At 49.0% G+C, this 21,819-nt stretch carries 22 protein-coding genes and 1 pseudogene; 22 read left to right on the plus strand and 1 reads right to left on the minus strand.

The genetic code is table 11. From position 1 onward, the window contains the following. The first annotated feature begins 145 nt into the window (after nt 1-145). From fdhF to AN477_RS25805, 6 genes and pseudogenes are all read left to right on the plus strand, one after another. A complete protein-coding gene (fdhF, locus tag AN477_RS03400; RefSeq protein WP_054967778.1) occupies nt 146-3,139 on the plus strand; it encodes a formate dehydrogenase subunit alpha in 2,994 nt (997 codons plus the stop codon). Then, on the plus strand, nt 3,114-3,587 hold the full coding sequence (locus tag AN477_RS03405; protein ID WP_054967779.1) for a helical membrane plugin domain-containing protein: 474 nt from the start codon (nt 3,114-3,116) through the stop codon (nt 3,585-3,587). Before fdhF ends, AN477_RS03405 begins: the two co-directional genes overlap by 26 nt. A gap of 100 nt (nt 3,588-3,687) precedes the next feature. Further along, nucleotides 3,688-4,512: a formate dehydrogenase accessory sulfurtransferase FdhD gene (gene fdhD / locus AN477_RS03410; protein ID WP_054967780.1), complete on the plus strand. Its 825-nt coding sequence runs from the start codon at nt 3,688-3,690 to the stop codon at nt 4,510-4,512. Nucleotides 4,513-4,535: 23 nt separating this feature from the next. Beyond that, a complete protein-coding gene (locus AN477_RS03415) occupies nt 4,536-5,222 on the plus strand; it encodes a trimeric intracellular cation channel family protein (RefSeq protein ID WP_083485912.1) in 687 nt (228 codons plus the stop codon). A gap of 67 nt (nt 5,223-5,289) precedes the next feature. Further along, nucleotides 5,290-5,670, plus strand: a complete 381-nt coding sequence (locus AN477_RS03420) for a hypothetical protein (protein ID WP_054967781.1) — start codon at nt 5,290-5,292, stop codon at nt 5,668-5,670. A 1,459-nt stretch (nt 5,671-7,129) separates the two neighbouring features. Next, nucleotides 7,130-7,393 (plus strand): annotated as a pseudogene (locus tag AN477_RS25805) (transposase); the annotation flags it as partial. Nucleotides 7,394-7,396: 3 nt separating this feature from the next. Here AN477_RS25805 and AN477_RS24220 read toward each other — a convergent pair. Then, nucleotides 7,397-7,546: a hypothetical protein gene (locus AN477_RS24220; RefSeq protein ID WP_157061793.1), complete on the minus strand. Its 150-nt coding sequence runs from the start codon at nt 7,544-7,546 to the stop codon at nt 7,397-7,399. A gap of 1,688 nt (nt 7,547-9,234) precedes the next feature. Between AN477_RS24220 and AN477_RS03430 the strand changes: the two genes are divergently transcribed. From AN477_RS03430 to AN477_RS03500, 16 genes are all read left to right on the plus strand, one after another. After that, a complete protein-coding gene (locus AN477_RS03430; RefSeq protein ID WP_083485913.1) occupies nt 9,235-9,870 on the plus strand; it encodes a CHC2 zinc finger domain-containing protein in 636 nt (211 codons plus the stop codon). A gap of 196 nt (nt 9,871-10,066) precedes the next feature. Beyond that, nucleotides 10,067-11,104 carry a recombination directionality factor gene (locus AN477_RS03435; protein WP_054967783.1) on the plus strand — a complete coding sequence of 346 codons (1,038 nt, stop codon included), beginning with the start codon at nt 10,067-10,069 and terminating at the stop codon, nt 11,102-11,104. A 28-nt stretch (nt 11,105-11,132) separates the two neighbouring features. Then, nucleotides 11,133-11,606, plus strand: a complete 474-nt coding sequence (locus AN477_RS03440) for a single-stranded DNA-binding protein (RefSeq protein WP_054967784.1) — start codon at nt 11,133-11,135, stop codon at nt 11,604-11,606. Nucleotides 11,607-11,655: 49 nt separating this feature from the next. After that, nucleotides 11,656-11,829, plus strand: a complete 174-nt coding sequence (locus AN477_RS24225; RefSeq protein ID WP_157061794.1) for a hypothetical protein — start codon at nt 11,656-11,658, stop codon at nt 11,827-11,829. Nucleotides 11,830-11,930: 101 nt separating this feature from the next. Next, nucleotides 11,931-12,329: a DUF4258 domain-containing protein gene (locus AN477_RS03445; protein ID WP_054967785.1), complete on the plus strand. Its 399-nt coding sequence runs from the start codon at nt 11,931-11,933 to the stop codon at nt 12,327-12,329. Between the two features lie 36 nt (nt 12,330-12,365). Then, complete coding sequence (locus AN477_RS03450; RefSeq protein ID WP_054967786.1) at nt 12,366-12,659, plus strand: hypothetical protein; 294 nt, start codon at nt 12,366-12,368, stop codon at nt 12,657-12,659. A 100-nt stretch (nt 12,660-12,759) separates the two neighbouring features. Beyond that, nucleotides 12,760-12,939, plus strand: coding sequence for a hypothetical protein (locus AN477_RS03455; protein WP_054967787.1), 180 nt, complete (start codon nt 12,760-12,762; stop codon nt 12,937-12,939). Nucleotides 12,940-13,019: 80 nt separating this feature from the next. After that, on the plus strand, nt 13,020-14,567 hold the full coding sequence (locus tag AN477_RS03460; RefSeq protein ID WP_054967788.1) for an AAA family ATPase: 1,548 nt from the start codon (nt 13,020-13,022) through the stop codon (nt 14,565-14,567). A gap of 52 nt (nt 14,568-14,619) precedes the next feature. Next, nucleotides 14,620-14,895 (plus strand): DUF4258 domain-containing protein, encoded by a 276-nt coding sequence (locus tag AN477_RS03465; protein WP_054967789.1) that lies wholly within the window; start codon nt 14,620-14,622, stop codon nt 14,893-14,895. Between the two features lie 87 nt (nt 14,896-14,982). Continuing rightward, nucleotides 14,983-15,270 (plus strand): LysM domain-containing protein, encoded by a 288-nt coding sequence (locus AN477_RS03470; protein WP_245631705.1) that lies wholly within the window; start codon nt 14,983-14,985, stop codon nt 15,268-15,270. Between the two features lie 54 nt (nt 15,271-15,324). Continuing rightward, nucleotides 15,325-16,527 carry a DNA polymerase III subunit beta gene (gene dnaN, locus AN477_RS03475; RefSeq protein ID WP_054967790.1) on the plus strand — a complete coding sequence of 401 codons (1,203 nt, stop codon included), beginning with the start codon at nt 15,325-15,327 and terminating at the stop codon, nt 16,525-16,527. An 86-nt stretch (nt 16,528-16,613) separates the two neighbouring features. After that, on the plus strand, nt 16,614-17,456 hold the full coding sequence (locus AN477_RS03480; protein ID WP_054967791.1) for an ArdC-like ssDNA-binding domain-containing protein: 843 nt from the start codon (nt 16,614-16,616) through the stop codon (nt 17,454-17,456). A 57-nt stretch (nt 17,457-17,513) separates the two neighbouring features. Then, nucleotides 17,514-17,870 carry a hypothetical protein gene (locus AN477_RS03485; RefSeq protein ID WP_157061795.1) on the plus strand — a complete coding sequence of 119 codons (357 nt, stop codon included), beginning with the start codon at nt 17,514-17,516 and terminating at the stop codon, nt 17,868-17,870. A 77-nt stretch (nt 17,871-17,947) separates the two neighbouring features. After that, nucleotides 17,948-18,391: a JAB domain-containing protein gene (locus tag AN477_RS03490; RefSeq protein WP_083485914.1), complete on the plus strand. Its 444-nt coding sequence runs from the start codon at nt 17,948-17,950 to the stop codon at nt 18,389-18,391. 86 nt (nt 18,392-18,477) lie between these two features. Further along, nucleotides 18,478-19,563, plus strand: coding sequence for a DUF6094 domain-containing protein (locus tag AN477_RS03495; RefSeq protein ID WP_054967793.1), 1,086 nt, complete (start codon nt 18,478-18,480; stop codon nt 19,561-19,563). An 86-nt stretch (nt 19,564-19,649) separates the two neighbouring features. Next, nucleotides 19,650-21,819: DEAD/DEAH box helicase family protein (locus AN477_RS03500; protein ID WP_157061796.1), on the plus strand; the 2,170-nt coding region annotated here is incomplete at its 3' end.

Below are 21,819 nucleotides of genomic sequence, written 5' to 3' on the forward strand. Positions count from 1 at the left end.
GATACATTTGTACTACTACAAAATAATTGTGTTTGTGGATTGGTATTAAAAGTACAGGATGTGCTTTTCGCTACTCCACTAAAATCAAACTCCTTCTCAGGGGTTAGGTTTTAGTGGAGTTTTCTATTTTCCGGGAGGTATATTGATGAGCAGTTCGGGGGCATTGAGGATTCAATTTTCATTACAAATTGACGGAAAAGAATACGACACCTACGACGGGGAAACGATCTTAGAGACGATGATACAACATGGGATCGAGCACCCTCATGTTTGTTATCATTCAAATCTAGGGCCCATTCAAACCTGCGATACTTGCATGGTTGAAGTAGATGGTGAATTGGTACGGGCCTGTTCTACACCCGTAGCGCCGAAGATGAAAATAACCACTACCAGTCCTTTAGCTGGTGCGGCCCGAACGGAAGCCATGGACCGCATTCTTGAGAATCATATGCTGTACTGTACGGTTTGTGATAACAACAACGGCAACTGTACCTTGCATAACACGGCGGAACTGATGCGAATTGAACACCAAAAATACCCGTATCGTTCTAAAGGCTATGGCAAGGATATGAGTAATCCTTTCTATCGCTACGACCCGGACCAATGTATCCTTTGTGGACGTTGTGTCGAGGCTTGTCAGGACCTGCAAGTCAACGAAACCCTGTCTGTCGATTGGGAACGCGATATGCCGAGAGTGATTTGGGATGGAGATGTGGCCATCGATGAATCGTCCTGCGTATCCTGTGGTCACTGTGTGACCGTCTGTCCCACGAATGCGTTGATGGAAAAGTCGATGTTGGGACAAGCTGGGTATCTGTCCGGCATCCCTTCGAATGTCCTCAATCCTATGATTGAACTGGTGAAAGAGGTCGAACCGGGTTATGGAGGGATATTCGCCGTATCTGAAGTGGAATCCGCGATGCGTGAACAGAAGATTCAAAAGACCAAGACCGTATGTACATTTTGCGGTGTGGGTTGTTCGTTTGATGTGTGGACGAAAGGGCACCAGATCTTGAAGATTGAGCCGAGTGAGGATGCACCGGTCAATGGTATTTCGACGTGTGTCAAAGGGAAGTTTGGCTGGGACTTTGTGAACAGTGAAGAACGGTTGACGAAGCCGTTGATTCGTCGAGGTGATGCGTTTTATGAGTCGACTTGGGATGAGGCTTTGGACCTGATTGCGGAGAAATTCCAGACGATTAAACGCGAATATGGGCCAGATTCATTAGGGTTCATTTCCTCATCCAAGGTGACCAATGAGGAAAATTACTTGATGCAGAAGTTGGCCCGGTCTGTCATCGGAACGAACAATGTCGACAACTGTTCACGGTATTGCCAGTCTCCAGCAACAGACGGGCTCATGCGAACAGTCGGAATTGGCGGCGATGCAGGGACCATTCAAGACATTGCAAAAGCGGGACTGGTCATAATTGTTGGTGCCAATCCTGCAGAGGCGCATCCAGTGTTAGCTACGAGAGTCAAACGGGCACACAAATTAAATGGACAAAAGCTCATGGTCGTGGATCTACGCAAGCACGAAATGGCAGAGCGGGCTGACTTGTTCATTCGACCAAATCAGGGAACCGATCACGTTTGGCTGTCTGCTGTGACGAAATACATCGTTGATCAAAATTGGCATGATACGAAATTCTTAAGTGAGAAAGTCACGGGACTTGACGACTACCTGCACTCTCTTGAACCCTATACCCTCGATTACGCGGAGCAAGTTACCGGTATATCGAGAGAAGAACTCATTCAAATGGCGACCATGATTCACGAAGCAGACGGTGTCGCTGTCTTATGGGCGATGGGCGTGACGCAACACTGTGGAGGCAGTGAAACCAGTGGCGCAATTAGTGATTTGCTGCTCGTAACAGGAAACTTTGCTAGACCGGGTGCAGGTGCGTTCCCGCTTCGTGGTCACAACAACGTGCAAGGAGCTTGCGATTTTGGCACGCTGCCAAACTGGCTGCCCGGGTATCAACTCGTGAGCGATGAGACCGTACGTACGAAGTTTGAAAAGGCGTGGGGGACTCCCCTCTCTGGAGTTCCTGGCATGGACAATCAATGGATGTTGAATGCCATTTTAGAGGGGAAACTACATGGAATGTATCTGATGGGTGAAGATATGGCGTGGGTCGATACGAACGCCAACCACGTTCATGAGGCACTGAGTCACCTTGATTTCTTTGTTGTGCAAGACATGTTTTTGACCAAAACCGCCCAATTCGCCGACGTGATTCTTCCCGCCAGCCCGAGTTTAGAAAAAGAGGGCACATTCACGAATACCGAACGACGCGTTCAGCGCTTGTATCAAGTCATGAAACCGCTCGGAGAGTCGAGACCGGACTGGGAAATTATTTGTGCCATCGCGAACCGATTGGGAGCCGGTTGGACGTACGAATATCCGGGCGATGTCATGGACGAAGCTGCCGCCGTCGCCCCTATCTTCGCGGGCGTTAGTTACGAGCGGCTCGAAGGCTACAAAAGTCTACTTTGGCCGGTCGCTCCCGATGGCACGGATACCCCGCTCTTGTATACAGACGGCTTTGGCCACCCTGATGGCAAGGCCCAATTGGTCTCTGCCAACTGGGTGCCGCCAATGATGCCGGATAAAAACTACGACTTACACCTGAATAACGGGCGTTTGCTCGAGCACTTCCATGAAGGAAATATGACGGATAAATCTGAAGGGCTGCGAGCAAAGGTTCCAGATACCTTTCTTGAGGTTTCCCCGGAACTGGCGAGAGAGCGAGGTCTCAAGGACGGAACTTTGGTACGTCTTGAATCGCCGCATGGAAAAGTAAAAGTACACGTCATTGTGACCGATAAGGTACGCGGTAAAGAGTTGTATTTACCCATGAACACCACAAGTGACGAGTCCGCGGTGAATCTGCTCACAGGTCCGGCAAAGGATACGCGCACGGATACCCCAGCGTATAAAGAAACCTTTGTGCGGATGGAAATTCTTCGAACGGAGGGGCGCAGCCCCTTACCCAGGAACAACCCGCGATTTGGCACACGTAATCCACAACAAGGTGTTGAAGTCCAACGCAAGTGGAATCGGCCAGGGTATATTTCGGTAGAGAAACAAGCGCAGGAGGTAGTAAACCATGGCTCAACCAACCACCAACATTAAATATATCGAGTTTACATCAGAGGAGCAGGACATTATGGCTCTCAAAGAATTGCAAGCCGCTGTTGTTGAGCGTCAAGAAGCGTTAGAGCGTCTCTTGCAGGTGATTCAAGATTTACATGAAAGTGGTATTTTCGATATCCTTCATGGCTTGCTCGTATCAAAGGAGAAGATCGCCGGGATTCTGCTTGAGCAAATTTTAAAGCCCTCGGTCCTGGGTACGGTAAAGAATGCAATGACGGCGATGGGGACGGTCAGTAAGATAGACCCCAATCAACTTTCGACACTGACAGAAGCCTTGGTGTCCGGGTTGGAGGCAGGTCAGGAAAGACTTGAATCCAACAAGAAAGCAGGAATGTTTGAGCTTGCAAAAGCACTTAGGGACCCGGGAATGAACCGTGCCTTGGTCCTGATGTTGGGTTTCTTGCAGGGGCTGGGGCAGGCATTGTAGGAATTCATGCTTTTATCTGTGATGGTTTGAATGCTAACCCTGCAGATTGTGTGGGGTCAGCCTGGTGTATCAGGGATAACCAACAGAGGGAGGGTAAGGTATGGAGCGACAGGCTAATTCTCTTAGGCTTCCTGTGAAAGCTGAACGAACGATCATTCGTTATCGTGCAGGAGAGTTTATCGAAACACAAAATGACGTGGTCGCGACAGAATATGCCTTAACCATCTATGTCAATGACCATGAAATGGCGACCATAGTTTGCAGTCCGGAGTACATGGAGGATTTGGTCGTCGGGTTTTTGGCGTCGGAGGGAGTCATTCGTTCCATTGATCAAATACAGGATATACAGCTAAGTACCTTTCGAGGTACGGCCCGTGTTCGTACCTCAACAGCCGTGAACTTTAACCAAGAGTTCTATAACAAGCGGTATATTGCCTCTTGTTGTGGAAAGAGTCGGCAAAGCTTCTACTTTTATAATGACGCTCATACCGCCAAGAAGGTGGAAGACCTCGCTGTTATTTTTCCGGATTCCATTTTTCGACTCATTGACGAAATGGAGAAATCGGCGGATGTATTTCATGAGACGGGAGGAGTACATGTGGCCTGTCTAGCGGATGCGGAGCGACTCTTGCTTGCCCGTGCGGACATCGGTCGCCATAACGCCTTGGATAAATTGTTTGGGCATGCGTTAAAAAACAACATTTCACTAAGAGGAAAGGTAATTACTTTTAGTGGGCGGTTATCTTCGGAAGTCGTCCTAAAGGTGGCCAAAATTGGCGTAGGGGTCGTCCTCGCCAAATCGGCCCCAACGGCCCTAGCTCTGGATATTGCTGATGAACTTAATATTACTACGGTCGGATTCGTACGGGGCGACTCGTTCAATATTTACACCCACCCCGAAAGAGTTTCTTCGAGTTTTGGATAGAAATATTAAATTGGAGGACAGAAATGGACACCTTGGGATGGCTAATTCTACACGGAGTTGGGACTGTGGCCTACGCTGCAAGTGGAGCCTTTGTGGCGTTGGAAGCACGGTATCGCCTTGTGGGAGTATTTTTCTTAGGGTTGACTACATCTTTTGGTGGTGGCGTGATTCGAAATACGATTATTGGTGTACCTGTAATCCAGCTTTGGAATCGTCAAACTCTACTCACGGTGGTGGTAGCGTTATCGGTTCTCTACCTGCTGTCAACCAGATGGATGCATCATTGGAGAAAGTGGGGGTTTTTCTTTGACTCGATTGGGCTGGCCTCATTTGCGACTCAAGGGGCACTCTATGCAAAGCACATAAGCGGAAGCCCCTTTGTCATTGTCGTAGCAGCTCTGTTTACAGGAGTTGGAGGCGGGATGATTCGAGACTTGTTGGCGGGACGAAAACCCATCGCCCTACAAGAAGAGGTACATGCCGTACTGGCAATTTTTGTGGGCATCGCTGTTTGGCTAGGCGGAGAAAGTTTCAAACGCCCCACCCCGTTGTTGGTCTTAATCGTTGTTGTCGTGTTTATTCGTATGTATGCCGTACGGCTTAAGTACAACAGACCCGTTCGCCAAAACATAATCTCAAGCTCCAGTTTGTTTCGGTACGTTTCTGGGAAAAATAATCACAATGTAAAGCCAGTGAAGAGGAGACCATAAGGGTTCACTCCTGTGGCGCACTCAGCCGTAGCAGCCATTTTTTATTTAGAATAAGGAGACGTACATCATGCTGAAAGTCATTGTAAGGTTGCTGCTCGTTTTGATGGCCGCTCTCATAGCAGGATTGTTCAGTGCTTTTGTGAATACGTCCAATTATGTTCAATTTGCGATGTGGGCAGCATTACTTGCAACGCTCAGCCTAACGCTTATGGATTCAGGTTTCAGTATCCTGCAAAGCACTTTAAGTGGTACTTTGTATTCGACTATCTACGTCGTTACTCATGGTTTACTAGAAATATATGCCATGCACAAGCACGAAACATTGGCTGGGTGGGCCTTAATGCTTGTGGTATATAATCTCACAACTGTCTTGTCCGTGTGGTTCTTTCTAAAAAAGGTAAATCAATGGGAGCAGTCTCGTGGTAAGCAACAGGGTACAAAAGAGTAACTGCCTTGCAGGCAAGAAAAGTATTTCCGAAAATCATATACAATATCCAGGTTGTGTGTGGGCTAGTTCGGACGGGCTCTCTACCCGAGGCTGGGCACAAGTCAGTGAACGAATGTGTGGCTGATGTATTTGAATGTCACCACACAATTTTAATGATCCTGATTAATCAAGAAAGTTTGATTCAGCCCTGGTCTAGAACTCGCCGGAAAGTTTGGGCCCTCCGCTACGTCATCTGATGGCATCTTACAAGAGACTACCTTGTAAACTTTGGTTCCACTGGTTTAATTTTGGTACCTCGATTGTTGCTGTCGGTATCGTTCTTGAAGAGCCAATTAGATCAAATGAATCTCGCGATCATGCAGCAACTGACGTGGTATTCACTCCGCACGGAAGCTAGATCCAAAAATCGGATTAGATTTTATCTATGTATATTTGGCAGTGTGTATATGTAAGAACATGGTCTCATACCGTTGGATTGGCTAAGAGGTTTAAGGCAGCCTGATCACCGACAGGTGTGCGGTCATAGAAGCGTCTACGGCACCTGTAAAGCCTCTAGATATGATAGGATTACGCAGGCGAAGCCGAGTGGTAAATGCAAGGGTATAGGGTGACCCATACCCTTGCATTTAAGATGGGGCAGGTATCAGGGTGGATTATCAAGCGGTGGCCGGTACACGTAGGGCTTTCGTTTTTGATTTCTCGTATCGGACTGATGAACCCTGATTTCGGCGATTGTGTATTCATGAACTGATGTGAATAATTAAAAAGGTGCTCCCTTTTGGCTAAGATGCGTTTGTCGAGAACAACATCTTCGCCAAAAGGGAGCACCTTTTGGGTTAACACCGCCAACTCCTTTGGCGAACAATGGATCTCATAGATTTCGCTTTGGTAACGGGGATTGACATAGAGTTTTGGGTAGATGGGTTACCCAAGGGCGGAAACATGCAGTTCCACATGGACGATATTGCTTTGACCGTCATTGTCGGTTTCTTGCTGGGCCAGGAACGGATTTTCCACTTTGAGGACATTGAAAGGATCCCCTGTTGAAGCTGAAGTTGAACGTACCGAAACTGCCTAATACAACTGTGTTGTATAAGGACCTGAAGGAGACTTTCGATTAACTAATGTCAGGCGCTTCGAGTTGACGCGAATGAGAAAACCTCGTATCCTGATATTCAATTCCCACCCCAGTTAAGACGAGGTTTTCCTCGCAAGAGACTTATGAGATTGATTTTAAGCCTGCGTCGGACGGTCCAAAGGGTTCTGGCACCCCCTTATGAAATTCGATAGACACGTCCTTCGTTCGAATTGGGCGAATCTGAAATCGGCTGGGTTCCGACACTGGCATCAAAGCAATACGTTCGGCGCGTAGACAAATCCCAAAGTCACTTCTCACCAAAGGACAGGGCATCATCGTCGATATCGACTCCTCTGTAGAGACGGTTTATGGTTCTCAGCAACAATCCGCTGTGGATATAATCACCCCCATCACGGACGAGCGATTTTCCATCCCTTGCTAGCGTTTGATTCACTCACTGGTTGTTGTCTCTATGATGAGTTGCGCTCTGGTCACCCACATACATCCGATGGATTGGCGGATTTCTACAAGGCGATGAAAGACCAGTTGTGGGATGGCGTTAACATTCGCGCCGTCCGCATGGATAAAGGATTCCAAAATTTCGACGCCAACAAAGCGCTGGAAGGCCTAAAGCTACTTGCGTAGAATCTACTCGTGCTGTACAGGCAAGTCGCGCGTCAACCATGGGGGCGGCTGTGGGCCGCCGAACGGCTCAAACGAAGACTGTTCCATCTGACTGGGATTCTGGTTCACCATGTACGCCACTGGCGCATTCGTCTTCCCGTGTATGCAAAGCATCAGTCGTTGCTCCTGCCTCATGCCGCCACGTAGATTTTCTTCCATCTGAAGAAGCAGAGATCATAGCCCGGCTCTAGGGAGGGGGAATCGTGCTATTGCTCTAGTTACCGCACCATGACTTCGACGTGTCCGCTAACAAATCCAGCAAATACCTGCAAACTAGGTCCGGTCAACGACCTCAATCACCTGATCGTCCTTTAAGAGTGCCTGCCTTTCCGGCTTGAGACATAAGAGCAGGATATTCGCAGTTGACCGGCAATCTCGTTTTGCATCCACTCTTGCCCATTTGGGGGCCAAAGCGCAGGCCAATCACCATCCGCTCGCTTTCGTCAAGGATGTTGATGAGTTTCAGCATTTCTTGACTTCGAGTTGTTTACTAACCGCTTCCCCGGTCTTGTCAGCGTTGGAACCGAGGACATCGAGATTCTAATTACAATCCAGATTTACTATGCGTGTATCCATTTAAAGGCAAGCTAATATCTTTCGCCAAAAGGTTAGCGACATAAGGAGATCCTTCTTACTATGTATGAACATTGAGGATATGTGCATATTTATGTGGTGTCTTCTGTGCGTTGACCTGTCGGTTCGTGGTATCCGGAATTTCTCTGTAAATAAGCCTAAGGTACTTTAGTGCGTCGCGCCCCGGTCCCGCAGGCGCTTTGTTCCTACTTGGTGTATTGGTCGGAAATACCTGGTTTCAAGGTTTGATGGTGTGCCCGTTGTGTGCTTAACTCGCCAAAAAATGGTTAAATGACGAATTATCTAAGGTCGTAAAAATCCTCGCCAGTGTTGGATTCGAACACTCAATATATGCCGTCATGTGCACTTAAAAAGCGCAAACAGTTTCGACACGAAATCCAACGATTGACACCAGACTTTAGGTAATCTACTATAAAGGCGTATAAATACCCCATTGACAAAGTCCTGATATGCATCCTGGGATCAGGAACTAGTTTATTCCTCTTTTATTTTGTGAGGATAAGCGAAGCACGTGGGTGGAGTATACGGTATTGAGTCAATCACGGTACTGTATAGGGCGAGTGAAGAAGATCAACAAAGAGTAGGAATGGTAATGAAAAGTTGATCAGAGTAACGAGCCACTCCAGCGCATCCCCGAAAACGCGCCGTGCTTAACTTTAAGTGATGACTCATGCAGTTCTGTATGGATTGATTCTCTGGCAGCAGAAATTGGAGTTCAGAGAAGGATGCATACAGATTGGGAACAAAGGCTGACTCGTGTGGGGACGAAACGGGAACAAAGCCGGATATCTGAAGAAGCGATGAATCACGTGTCATCGTGGAGTAGGACACATGATACAGGTTAAAACCCCTAAGGCGGTCACTTTTCCGTCATTCCTCCATAATTGACGATTTTAGTGTGAAGAAGCCTCGTTGCAGAGTAACACATTATCCCCTACTAGCAGTTACTTACCAACTCAATTTTCGTGATCGATTCAAAATTCTACGAGGTCCCGGTCAATATGGGACGGGTCCACCGTGTATGCCACGGATACAAGATAAACAAGACTGGCACTCCTGAAAATACAGGTTGAGCGAGTCTGTTTTTGTGTTTTTCCGGTTTTTCTTGCCTGGGAAAGGTTCATGAGAGGGGTGATGAAAAGGTCAAATACATCCCAACTGCAGAACCATGCAGTGATAAGTATGGGGATTGAACGGAGGCGATTGAATTGATTGGCATCGAAGAGATTGCCGTGAGAAACAAGTTCCCGCTCTATCCAACGACTCGATTTGGGCAGTATAAAGCTCATTGTCCAGTGTGTCATGACAAACGGCGACAGTATCATCTGTATGTGTCATCGGTCAAAGACACTTTTTTCTGCCAAAAGTGTGGTTCTAAGGGCGGGGCGATTGCGTTTCATGCCTGGCTCAATGGCGTGACATTTCAAGCAGCAAGAGATGAACTGTATCCAGTTGGTAAGCGGAAGTTTCCACGTCATCCGGCCGAAGAACTGACTCGTGAACAACTAGCGGAGATTGGTTTCACGCATCGTACTCCCTCCCCAGTTGCGCCTAAGGCGTTCACACAGAAACAATGGATTTTGTATCGACGTCGAACGCTTGATTGGATCTGGCGTGAGTGGCGTCAATACGAGAAATTCCGGAAGGAGCAAGATGAACGGTTATATAAGATGGTCTGTGAAGGTATGAAGATTGAAACAACTCACTCGCGAACACAGCAGGAAGTAGCAATTCGCGTAGTAACAGCACTGACCCATTCAGTAAAACACGGCGATTCGAGCGGTACACATCGTGCCATCCACTTCGACGAACAAGGAATTCCACCGAAACGAATTGTGAGTTAAACCCACTGTACCTTTCGCTGCATCTGCCAGCCAACCTCACATCGCGACGACATCGAGTCAAGGTCGCACCTACCTCGAGATTTCTCTGAATCCCGAACACATCACCGTAAATCGTAACACGGATAAAGTTGAGCCAATTCAGCGTACTTGAATGTGCGTCTAGGAAATTGGGTTCCCATCAAAGGGAGGAGTCTACATGCCGATTAAAGGCCGTAGTGACGTCTCACGGATTCCGAGAATCGGGAAAATCCATTTAGGCGTCAAGCAAAAATCCGAAAGAAGTGGAAACGAGTATCCGACTGCAGTGGACTACTTCGTGGTGAAACCGGACGAATCCACCAGCGAGAACGCGGTAGAAGCGTTTCGTTCAGTCTACGGAGACCGGCCACGCGAAATCACCGTCGCATTCCCGTCGAACAGTCCAGAACAGTTTTTCCCGCAATTCCTTTCGTCTTATAGGCGAGTCGGTGAGCGATATGAACTGTACTGCAAAGGGGACGGTGAAACGGCGAACCGCGTAGACGGACAAGGTGGACGTATTCAGGTTCAGTGTCTATATCGTGATTGTCCCGTCTTCCAAGAGGGGAAATGCAAGGAACTCGGGCAGCTTCAGTTCTTTCTACCTGACGTCCCTGGCATCGGTGTCTGGCAACTCGATACGTCAAGTTGGCATACCACTATCAACTTGAATGGCAGCATTCAAATGGTTATGGCACTCACGGGTGGTCGCATCGCAATGGTCCCGTTAAAGCTCCGGATTGTTCCGAAGGTGGTCAATCCCGATGGCCGTCCGAAAACTGTTTATGTCCTCACACTTGGAATTGACGACATGAAGCTCACGGATTTTATGACACGAACACCGCTTTTAACTGCGACCATGCCAAGTGTTGAACCCATTCCAGAAGACGAACTCCCGGATGACTTATACCTGGATACTCAAATTGTCGACGACAAACTGGGCATGCAGGAAGAACCCGGGTACGAGTCAGTATCTGAAGGAGCCGATATCGCGGCTGTAAGCGAGGTGAAATTCAAGCCTTACCGAGATACAGAAGCGGCTATGGTTCGCCTCGCGTCTCTTGACGGGGAACTCTTGGAACTGCTCACTGCGGAACCAACGGTCGTTAACAAGTTGAAGTCTTTACGGGAAGGTACTGCCATCCGATTTGAGGTCACGCAGTCACAGCGCTGGGTGGATCGACTCGAACTTGTCGATTTCAAGGTGGTTTCCTAAAACGAATGTAGAAAGGGGCAATGCCCTCATGATGAATCGAGTGATTCTCATTGGCCGACTTACAGCCGAACCGGAGCTGCGTTACACCCATTCGGGAACGGCCGTCACGTCATTTACGTTAGCGGTGGATCGCGCACGAAAGAATCCACAGGGCGAACGGGAAACGGATTTCGTCAACATCGTGGTCTGGCAAAAGCAAGCCGAGACTTGTGCGCAGTATCTGCACAAGGGACGTATGGCGGGCGTGGATGGACGACTACAAATTCGGTCGTACGAGGATCGCGAAGGACGAAAAGTACGCGTAGCAGAAGTCGTCGCCGAAAACGTCCGGTTCCTTGACCGGGGTGACGGCGCCAATTCGCCTTCGAGTGCACCAACGGGTGAACGGAGTGCATCTCGTGAACCCACACCGATGTCTTCCCGATACAACGACGATCCGTTTGCAGATGATGTACCAGCCGAATTCAATGACGATCCATTTGCGGATTCGTATTCGGCTTGATATCAGGCAAAGCAATTCAACTACTACCTGTAGAAGGGAGCAATGATACATGAGTATCATACGAAAAATTCGCTGGAATCTGTATGGACGACGTAGGCGTGTCAATGCGGTCATTCAGGAAATCGAACGAAGTCGCATGATGTACCGATTGGCACAACTAGAGCGAACGCCAATGAGCACCGTACGCACGGTCGAGCACCGGTCCGGAAATATGATCGGTTAACAAAGTATCACTGTTGACAACACAGAAAGGAGGGACGCCCCTCTCGTTCAACCAACGAGAGGGCGAAATCCTCACGTGTGTTGGACGATGGGTGGACGGATTTGAATCATGGTCGTTCGTTTGAAGAAGTTTGGGAGGATTTGCAGCAGGCCTTACTTCGACATCTATGCCTTGGGTACATCAGTCGGAGTAAACATGCTGTCCTACAAATGACCGCAAGAAACGTTGACTTTGCAGACATTCAATATGTTGTAGAAAACAATCTACCGGATGAAATGTATAGGCCGAACGAATACCCGTATGGTGAGCAGCCTTTTTCAAACCTGGATCCGGTTTTTTCAATTACCGGTCAGGATAAGAAGCGGCGATGGATCACTGTTGCTGTGGTCGTTCGTATGAGGTATGGCCGTTTACATTTTGGCATTATTACTGCCATAGCACCGGTCAGTCCAAAAAGTAGGCACAGACACGTCAAACACGCTGCGCAAGTTGCTCTATGATGTTGACATCATCAGAGCAGGAGGCGGTCGGACTCAGTGAATCAGGATGTGGAGAAAGTGTATCGAACCGTAACAGGTTTACGTGGTGTGGTCTTCGAGAACTTTCCGGTTTACAGGTACGATGGTCAGGATTTTTACCTGATGAGAGACGAGTGGTTAGCGGAGCGGATCGAAAAACTCGTTCCGGAAAACCTCCGGCCAGCTGCAAGGTTCGACTGTCGTTTCATTCCGGAATTTCAAGAAGCGCTACAAGGCGGAGAACTATCGAAGTGGGAAACAAAAATCATGAAGTGGTTGCAAACTATGAGTCAACATGGCTCATTGATGTAACTACCACGAACCGAATGGGTTCGAATCGACCAGTACGGACAGGAGCACAAACAGCTCTGAGTTCAAACTGGTTTTTTTGATCTTACAGGAGGCAAACACGATGAATGCATTCATTACGATGACGAAAGATTATCAATCAGCGCTTCGGACTAAGCGATTCTTGATTAGACGTGGTATCCCGTGTCTAGTTCGCACGCGGTCGGACGGTAGCTATGCACTCTTCACGTACGCTGGATACAGCTTGGCGGTTCGCAATTTGCGCAAGCAGATGTCCGCTTGAAACAAAACTTCAACCGACTTTTTGCCGACATCCCGTTCATGGATTGTCCAAAACAATGAATCTTGAAGGGTGGATGAAACATGAGAATTGAATCCATCACGCTGGAGAATTTCAGGTGTCATGAGCATATGGAAATTCAGTTCGGTCCTGTAACAGCCGTTTATGGTCACAATGGTGCCGGTAAATCGACGATTGCTGAGGCCGTGGTCTGGTGCCTTTACGGTACAGATATTCTTGGCAAAAGCAAGCAGGATGAAAACCTGATGCACATTGGGTCAAAAAGTATGGGAGTTGCGGTGACATTCGTCAACTCGGGGGGGATATCTCTCACGATTTCACGCATGCGATCCGGTAAACGAGCATCCGCAATTACGGTGAATGGATCGCGTTCCAAGGAAGGCCAAATAGAGGGCTGGTTCGGGTCGGTTTCCGAATTCCTCTCCATGTTCTTCCCGGGCTATTTTAGTAGTTTGGAGCCAAAAGAAGCGAAAGCGATCCTTGCGAAATGCGTTCCTGATGTTCCAAAGGAGGACGTATTGGCACGAATGACCTCCGATTCAGTCGAACTGTTAGCCCACGATAAATTCGTCATGGGCATTGAATCGGTCGACTACGCGATGAAAAGAGTTCGTGAAGAGATTGTTGAAGTGCAGAAGTCTCTTACGCGCTTTGAAGGCGAAATGGACGCCTATGAATCGGTTATCCAGCGAGGCGAACCAAGCCCTTTCGTAAGCAAGATTACGAGTGAGATGTTAGACCAGGTTGAGGCAGCAAAGCGTGAAACGACAATACATGAAGCGGGTTTTGAGAACCGAGATAAGCGGCTTCAAGAGTTGCTCGCTCAACACACATCGCTTGCCGATACCTATCGGACGTTAAAAGCGAGTGTACCAAAGGTTGACACGCACTGTCATACATGTGGTCAAAAATTGCCCGCCGATCAAGCCAATAAAATTCGGCAGCAGGTGGCCTTGAAACAAAAGGGGATTCAGAGGAACCTCGAGCAAATTGTCGTGGAAGGGAAGCGGGTCAAAGCTGAGATTGAACATCTTAAGTCTCTTCCCAAAGTGCCCGAAGTAGACCTGAACCTGCGAGATTTCATTCAACAGGTGGAGAAGCAACTACGTAACGAGCAGGAGCTGAGAATTGCTCACGAGGCCATGATACGGACGTATCAAATGGCTAAGGAGAATATTGCCCAAACCAAACAATACATGATGGATGAGCAAAAGCAGCTTGAAGCCTATCGACGCAAGTTAAAAGCCTTGCAAGATTTTCGCTTTGAGTTTGTTCGTGCCCAACATGAAAAGCTAAATGGCTTGTTTGAGCATGTGCGCATTCATTTAATGGATTGGAACAAAGAGACAGGCGAAATTCGGGAATCGTTTCGGATCGAGTGGAAAGGCAGACCGTATCGTTTACTATCGTTCTCCGAGAAAATCCGCTGCGACCTCGAAATTGGCCGTGTGCTAGCCGAAGCGAAAGGAGAGGCCATGCCGGTTTACGTGGATAATGCGGAATCGGTACAGGACCTGTTCTCAGAGCATTTCAATGGTCAAGTCATTGCGGCTTACGTTTCGGACACGAAATTGACAGTAAAACACCAAGTCAGTTCACAGGTCGCCTGAGGATCGGTCAACACATTGAAACTACTTCATCGAGTGTAAGGTGGTGAAAGCCATGGTGACGAAAAGAAACAGACCTGTGTACGACATTCACGCTGTAAAGCGGATGGTACAAAGGCGGCTTCCGGTGGATGTGATCGATCAGATTGCACAAGTCGGGGTCACGGTTCAAGAAAACCGACACCGTGTGATGAAACGTGGAGATTTAAATGGCAAGCCCATTCACGTCGTGCTCGCCAAGCCGAATACGGTCATCACGGTTTACGCAGCCGACGAATGGGATTCCACGATTACCGTTTGTCGCAAACGAATGAGTGCAATGAACGCCTAATGTAGTTCCCTGCCCGCTACCAGGGGGTGCTTTTTCACCCTCGGGAAGCGGCCTCGTGGGTGAAATCTTGTCCACGGAGGGGTCCAAGTGAAAGTCATCAAACGATACGTCGGTATGGGGACATTCGTCCTGCTCATCGAAGCCTTGCTGGTGCTGCGAGTCATGCCACCGGGATTTGACGGATGGAAATCTGTAACCGTAGGTCCGGGGCAGACGCTCTGGGAACTTGGCGAGGTGTATTGTCCCAATACGGATCCTCGATATGTTGTTGGTGCGATTGAGACCCGCAATCATATCGACGCAAACATTCAACCAGGCGACGTCCTGTGGGTACCGACAAAGTCGGTCTCCGTGTGGACACGGCTGGTTTTTTAGTACCGCAAAACGGATTGAAACGATACCCGTTGAGGGGAAGGAGCGCGAAACCTGATGAAAGTGACATTTCGTTGTGACGAACTCGTTAAAGTCTTGCGTGACATTGTACGCGTGGTACCGAACTCGACAAACCGACCGGTACTCAAACACGTGTTGATCCGGGCAAACAAAGAGGATGATCGTGTCGATCTGTATGCAAGCAGTGAAGACATGTCGATACGACGCACGCTGTACGAGACAATTACGGATCCGGCAGTCACGATTGAAACTTCCGGCGCCTGCCTTTTACCGGCCAAGGAACTCTTTGAAATCGTGAAAAAGGCGATCGGCAATGTAGCAGTTCACGCCAATTCAACGAAAACCAAACTGGTTTTTGGCAAGACAAAGTACGAATTGGCGAGCTTAGAACCGGAACTTTTCACACCGTACACCAATGAAGATGATGACACCACGTCCGTCGTGTTGTTGGCCCCCGAATTGCATCGACTGTTGCGGCGCACCACTTATGCAACGGCAAAAGGCCCTGCGCGACCGATTCTGACCGGGGTCCACTTGGCACTTGGAGAGTCCGTTTTGCAGGCCACGGCAACGGATGGCCTACGACTCGCCGGGTTCACGGTTCCATATCAGACAATCACAGGGGAACAACGAAGTTTGACCGTACCAGCAGCGCTGTTAGACAAGGTGGCTCTCGGGTTGCCCGCGCACGATGACGATGAGGAAATCACGCTGGTTTTTGGCTCAAGTTCGCTTATTGTGTCTTGGGATGACGATTCATACCGTATGGTGATTCGTGCACTGGACGGGAACTACCCCGACACGTCACGCATTATTCCGCATAACCCGCTATACCGGATTAAGGTAGACCGACAGGAGTTGCTGGAGGCGTGTGAACGCGTGTCGATCTTGTCTGAAACGGAGCATCAACGGGCACAGTTCGAATTCACGCGAGAAAGACTGACGCTTACCGCAATCTCATCACAGTATGGGAATGCGAGAGACACGGTGGAAATGAAAAACGCTTCGATCGACAAAGCGCTTGCGCTGTGGTGCAACATTCATTACTGGATTACACTGCTTCGGTCATTTGAAGGCATTGAGCAAATTGAGGTAGGTCTTGTAGAAACGAATCAACCGTTTACGGTCAACCCCGTTGGTGAAACAGGCCTCTGCCTGATTGCCCCAATGGCGAACGCTACAGCGGTGTCTAAGGAAACTGCAAGTACTGAACCAACAGATGAACGCGTGAGTGCCTGAGCCAATAATCCAGTAAATCGAAGGGAGGAAGTCCCCTTGTTTCATTGAGGGGACACTCCCTCGGTGATACTTGGGGACGTTCATGCATGAATGACAAGGTCAAAGATGCGCTCGTGCGGTTAGAGCAGGGAATTGAATCCTTGCTGGATACTGAACAATGGAAACGGTACTTGATGTTTCAAAGCCGATTTCACAGTTACAGCTTCCACAACACCCTACTGATTTTCATTCAAAAACCGGACGCAACCATGGTTGCTGGTTTTCAACAGTGGAAAGAGATGGAGCGCTTCGTTCGCAAGGGTGAGCGAGGTATTTCAATTCTTGCGCCAATGTTCCACACAAAGATTGAGGACGAAGCACCGCCAGGTGTGGAAGAAACCGCCCTAGGTGAAGAAGCCAAACGCAAAATTCTGTACGGGTTTCGTCCTGTGTATGTCTGGGACGTAACCCAAACAGACGGCGAACCGATTCCAACCGTCGATGTACCCGTCATCATGGATGGACACACGGGATGGTATGAATCGTTGCGGCAAGCCTGTCCCTTTCCTCTTTGTGAAGTACATGAAATGGAGAGTGGGGCGCTCGGTTCCTTTAACCATCGAACTCGCTCTATCGAGATTGTCGAGACGCTGCCTGAAGCACAAAAAGCAAAGGTACTCATTCACGAATGGGCCCACGGGCTGTTGCACAGCTTGGCGGCTCGACCTGAGAGAGAAACACGAGAACTCGAAGCCGAGTCAACCGCTTTTGTCGTCGCGAGTGCACTTGGTTTCGATACGGCAGATTACTCTTTTGGCTACATTGTGGGCTGGAGAGGCGAAGAAGCCGTACAGACGCTCAAAGCGTGTGGAACACGAATCCAAAAAGCAGCCGACACCATATTGTCCACGTTACAGCTAGAGCCCAGTGTGAAAAAGGAGGCGGTGTAAATTCAGGCGGAAGTGATAAACGTCGAACGTGGTTGGTTATTGAATGGCGAGGACGACATGCCGAAATCGACACATCGCTCCTATCGAGAGATACCTGACTGTGGGCATCGGCGTCAAGGTTTGGGGACGCTGACAACGGTACGCGTTGTGATACTCAGCTACCAAATCGATGACCCGAAGTGGGAATACGCTGCGGTCATCGTAAACAACGGTTTGGTTCAAGCAGCGTATGTAACTTTTGACGTTACGGACGTGGAGCGAAATCCTCTCTTTGCCCTGAAATTCATGCAACGGATTGAGTGTGAGTATCCAACGATGGAAATGGCCAAGCAGGCAATTACGCAAACACAGTGCTTCAAGCCTGTGTCTGATCATGACCTTCTCGAGCGATTGAAAATCGACTTGATTCGTTGAACAGACATACGAAACCCACTGCACTGGGGGAATTTATCCACCTGGTGCAGACGGGTGGAGTATGGAGGAATGAACAATTGGCAGCCATAAACGTGGTTCGAATTGAACTGATTAAAGAACGGAACTTCAAGTATTCAGGGAGTCGGCAAATCCGCTGTGCAGATGATGCCGCGAATATCCTGTTCGAATACATCGGTAACACCGATCGCGAAGAATTTGTTGTGATGGTGCTTTCGACCAAACACTATGTGAACGCGTTAAACACCGTCAGTATCGGATCTCTTGACGCGTCTTTGGTCCATCCTCGTGAAGTGTTTAAACCAGCAATTCTGGCTAACGCATCCGACATTATCGTCGGTCACAACCACCCAAGCGGAGATCCGACTGCAAGTCCTGAAGACATCGCGGTTACGCGGAGGTTAGTAGAGGCAGGTCGCACGCTTGGAATCGATGTGTTGGACCACATCATTGTCGGAGATTCGGGGAGGTTTACGAGTCTAAAGGCTCAAGGACTACTTTAATCAGCCGTCCAAATTGATAACTGTATAACAGATATGTAAAGGAGGTGACCCTCCGTCTTGTTCGATTGGGGCGGAGGGGGTACCTCGTGTTCCAGCGACAAGATGTGAAGGGACAAATGCGAACCGAAGGAATCTCAAAAATGGGGTATTACCCAACGCCCCCTTCAATGGTGGCCAAAATTCTTGGTCGGCTTCAGATGACCGGACCTGCACGATTCTTCGACCCTTGTTGCGGAGAGGGGGATGCACTGAGCCAAGTCGGTACAGTATCACCGAGCTCTATTACCTACGGAGTTGAAATTGACGGTCATCGTGCAGGAGAGGCAAAAGAGAAATTAAAACATGTCCTGCACTGTGGATATGAGCGGGCACGTGTTGAGGTAGCAAGTATGCAGCTGCTCTTTCTCAATCCGCCCTATGACGCACATTCTGGTCTGGGGGGGTTAGAGATGCGCAAGGAGCTCATTTTTCTACGAGATTTGTCCAAGCAACTGGCTCCGGATGGCGTGCTTGTATTTGTCATTCCACGCTATACGCTTGGACCGGAGATGGTGAACGCACTGTTTCACCGTTTCACGAACTTGGCTGTATATCGATTTGATGACGATGAATACCAGGCATTTCGCCAAGTGGTCGTCTTCGGTTATCGACGCAAGAAGAATTTGACGAGCGCGAAGGAGTTGTCTGACGCCGATCGTCAAATGAAAAATGAGATGCTCATGTACGGGAAAGACATAGAGCAACGCATGCCATATTTGGAAGAATCGGATGGGCGGATGTGGTTCGTTCCGCCCGCAGCCAATATCGAGGTACCCATTTTGTTTCGTGGCTACGTGCTTGATGAAGCGGAGTTACGCCTGGATTTGGCGCAGTCTGAGGTCTTTCGAATTGCAGACAATATGCTCATGTCAACGGACGTACAAGCTTCCCTAAAACGTCCCTTACTGCCGTTTCGCCGAACGCACATGGCTACACTAATTTCGGCTGGCGCGCTGAACGGTGCCGTCGGATTTGGACAGCATCGCCACATGGTCGTGGGGATGACAAGGAAAATTGTCAATCGAGACATTGTAAGAAATGAAGATGGTTCGGAGACTGTGATTGATACCGAGTCGTACATCACCGCAGTTCGAACCATTCAGCCAGATGGAACCATTCTTGACTTACAGTAACCCATCTTAAAGGAGGCGAAGGCCCCGGTGCACCATCTTTCCGGGGGCGATGGCCTCCCTGGAGATGGTGTAGCTGGGGTATATGAATGAAGATACTATCCTACCAGGATGACAAGAACTTTATTGAGGCTGCCGTACACATGGTGGTGACTCGAAGGAATGTCGAGAAAAACGCAGAGGATTTGATTGCGGTTGGGCTCATCGATCTAGACAGCCCAACGCGGGCGCTTGTTGCACATGCCATCAAAGGCGACAGATTGCGTTTGAAGTGGAATCGTCAATCGTTTAGCTCTGACCTGTTTGATACGGAGAAATACGCCTATCGGTTTGTTGCCCGGCCGATTGGGAAACTGACGCATGCCATTGTGTTGCATAAAGCGGCGGTGGATGAGCAACTGGAGCCGGGTATATCGCGCATTATCATCGTTCCACAAGGGGGCGATGTGGCAGATTTGTTTCTGCGACGTTTCGCCAGTGATTTCAACCTGCCCTATGTGCAGGGATGGAAAGACGTCATCTGGCAGGTTTGTCGTGAACAAGACTATGTGCAAGATCTCTCTGTTTGGACGGATCCAAATGTTCCACAGTGGCAGGGGCTCAAGGCTTTTGAGTTGTCTGATGAATTTACTGAGGAACGAGCCAAGGAGATACTTGGACATCTCCTAGCGGAAAGAAGAATTGAGTTGCCATCGGGCGTTACCGCTACACCGCCCCTTTCAGAGGCACTACGCCCAGATGACAATGGAGAGTACCAGGTTATTGACTATTTGCAGACATTCGCGCCTCATCTTGCGACAACCATCGAGGATTTGGCTGCGCCGGCTCATGACCTGGATCGGCCAATTGAAGAAGCGATCGCACAGATGCAAAGGGTTCCATTCCCGGCACAGGCACATACCGTTCAGGCAATCTTGAACGGTTTTGATGCAAACAAGGGAATTATCGCCTCGTCGGATATGGGAACCGGGAAGTCGATTATCAGTTTGGCTGTAGCAAATGCACTAGCTAATCAATCAAAGCATGGATTTGCCGTACTTCTGCTGGTTCCCGGGATCACGATACCGAAATGGGTTCGGGACGAGATTGGCCGCACATTACCGCAGGCCAAAGTTACGGTCATTGAGAGTTGGAAGGATGTTGTTCGTTACCGGGACAAACGTGTACGAAGGGGGGACAAAGCTGCGATTGAATTTATCTTGCTCTCCCGTGATACGGCAAAGCTTGGAATGACCAAAGCCCCGGCTCTGATTCACAAGGAACGCTCAGTCGTGCCAAACAAGGCACGCTGGCACGATAACTACACGTCAGTGTCCATGATTGAGGACGTATGGCTGTGCCCAGAATGCGGTGGGATTCAGCAGAAGCATACGAAGACTGCTGAAAAGGACGCACATAAGCACGATCACGAGGCCGACCAAATTGCTGAACGTAAGCTAGGATTTAAGGATCTAGCAACTGGATTCAACTCGTATACAGCCTTATCCATCGGAAGTCGCAAGAGACAGCGGACTCAGTACGTATTTAAGAAGTCGATTACCGAGTATCACTGTTCGGAATGTGGCGCAAATCTGATGCGAGACGTCGTACCTGAGCGGGAAGCCGTCAGTGGACTCAAACATCGTCGCTTGCAACCAGCCTGGTTCATTCAGAAATACTTGCGTGGGTGGTTTGACTTGACCATTATCGATGAACTTCATCAGTATAAGTCAAACAGTGGCCAAGGAGAAGCGATGGGAGCCATCGCGGGTGCGTCAAGACGAGTACTGGGACTGACAGGAACACTCAGCGATGGAAAAGCATCGAGTTTGTATCACCTGCTCTGGCGGATTTGTCCGGCTGAAATGAAGGCGGATGGTCTTGACCATCGTTCCTTAAACAAGTTTGTGCATCTATATGGGACGATGGAACAACGTGGTCGTTATTCGGAAGACGACGTGACATCAGCAGGAGGGTCCACCTCTCGCAAGGTGATCCTCAATCCTCCAAAAGAAGTTCCGGGTCTGTCGCCCAAATTGTTTGTGAACCATTTGGCCGATAAAACGGTGTTCTTAGAGTTGGGAGATATGGGATTACCCCTCGTAGAACTTGATGAACGGCCCGTCTTCATAGACATGGATGAAGATCACAAGGCAGCATATCAGGTGTTTCACAACGAACTTGAATCTGTGATGCGTCAGCAATATGCGATCGGAAACGCGAATGCATTCGCGAAATTTATCCCTTCCGTGGTGAACGCAGCCAATCAACCGCATGTCT

Source organism: Paenalicyclobacillus ferrooxydans, from assembly GCF_001399675.1.
GTDB lineage: Bacteria > Bacillota > Bacilli > Alicyclobacillales > Alicyclobacillaceae > Alicyclobacillus_B > Alicyclobacillus_B ferrooxydans.

Coding starts and splice junctions, on each gene's coding strand:
- AN477_RS03405 (WP_054967779.1), top strand. CDS start 3,114: ATGGCTCAACCAACCACCAACATTAAATATATCGAGTTTACATCAGAG.
- AN477_RS03455 (WP_054967787.1), top strand. CDS start 12,760: ATGAATGCATTCATTACGATGACGAAAGATTATCAATCAGCGCTTCGG.
- AN477_RS03435 (WP_054967783.1), top strand. CDS start 10,067: ATGCCGATTAAAGGCCGTAGTGACGTCTCACGGATTCCGAGAATCGGG.
- AN477_RS03440 (WP_054967784.1), top strand. CDS start 11,133: ATGATGAATCGAGTGATTCTCATTGGCCGACTTACAGCCGAACCGGAG.
- AN477_RS24225 (WP_157061794.1), top strand. CDS start 11,656: ATGAGTATCATACGAAAAATTCGCTGGAATCTGTATGGACGACGTAGG.
- AN477_RS24220 (WP_157061793.1), bottom strand. CDS start 7,546: ATGCTTTGCATACACGGGAAGACGAATGCGCCAGTGGCGTACATGGTG.
- fdhF (WP_054967778.1), top strand. CDS start 146: ATGAGCAGTTCGGGGGCATTGAGGATTCAATTTTCATTACAAATTGAC.
- AN477_RS03420 (WP_054967781.1), top strand. CDS start 5,290: ATGCTGAAAGTCATTGTAAGGTTGCTGCTCGTTTTGATGGCCGCTCTC.
- AN477_RS03465 (WP_054967789.1), top strand. CDS start 14,620: ATGGTGACGAAAAGAAACAGACCTGTGTACGACATTCACGCTGTAAAG.
- AN477_RS03415 (WP_083485912.1), top strand. CDS start 4,536: ATGGACACCTTGGGATGGCTAATTCTACACGGAGTTGGGACTGTGGCC.
- AN477_RS03480 (WP_054967791.1), top strand. CDS start 16,614: ATGAATGACAAGGTCAAAGATGCGCTCGTGCGGTTAGAGCAGGGAATT.
- dnaN (WP_054967790.1), top strand. CDS start 15,325: ATGAAAGTGACATTTCGTTGTGACGAACTCGTTAAAGTCTTGCGTGAC.
- fdhD (WP_054967780.1), top strand. CDS start 3,688: ATGGAGCGACAGGCTAATTCTCTTAGGCTTCCTGTGAAAGCTGAACGA.
- AN477_RS03460 (WP_054967788.1), top strand. CDS start 13,020: ATGAGAATTGAATCCATCACGCTGGAGAATTTCAGGTGTCATGAGCAT.
- AN477_RS03485 (WP_157061795.1), top strand. CDS start 17,514: ATGCCGAAATCGACACATCGCTCCTATCGAGAGATACCTGACTGTGGG.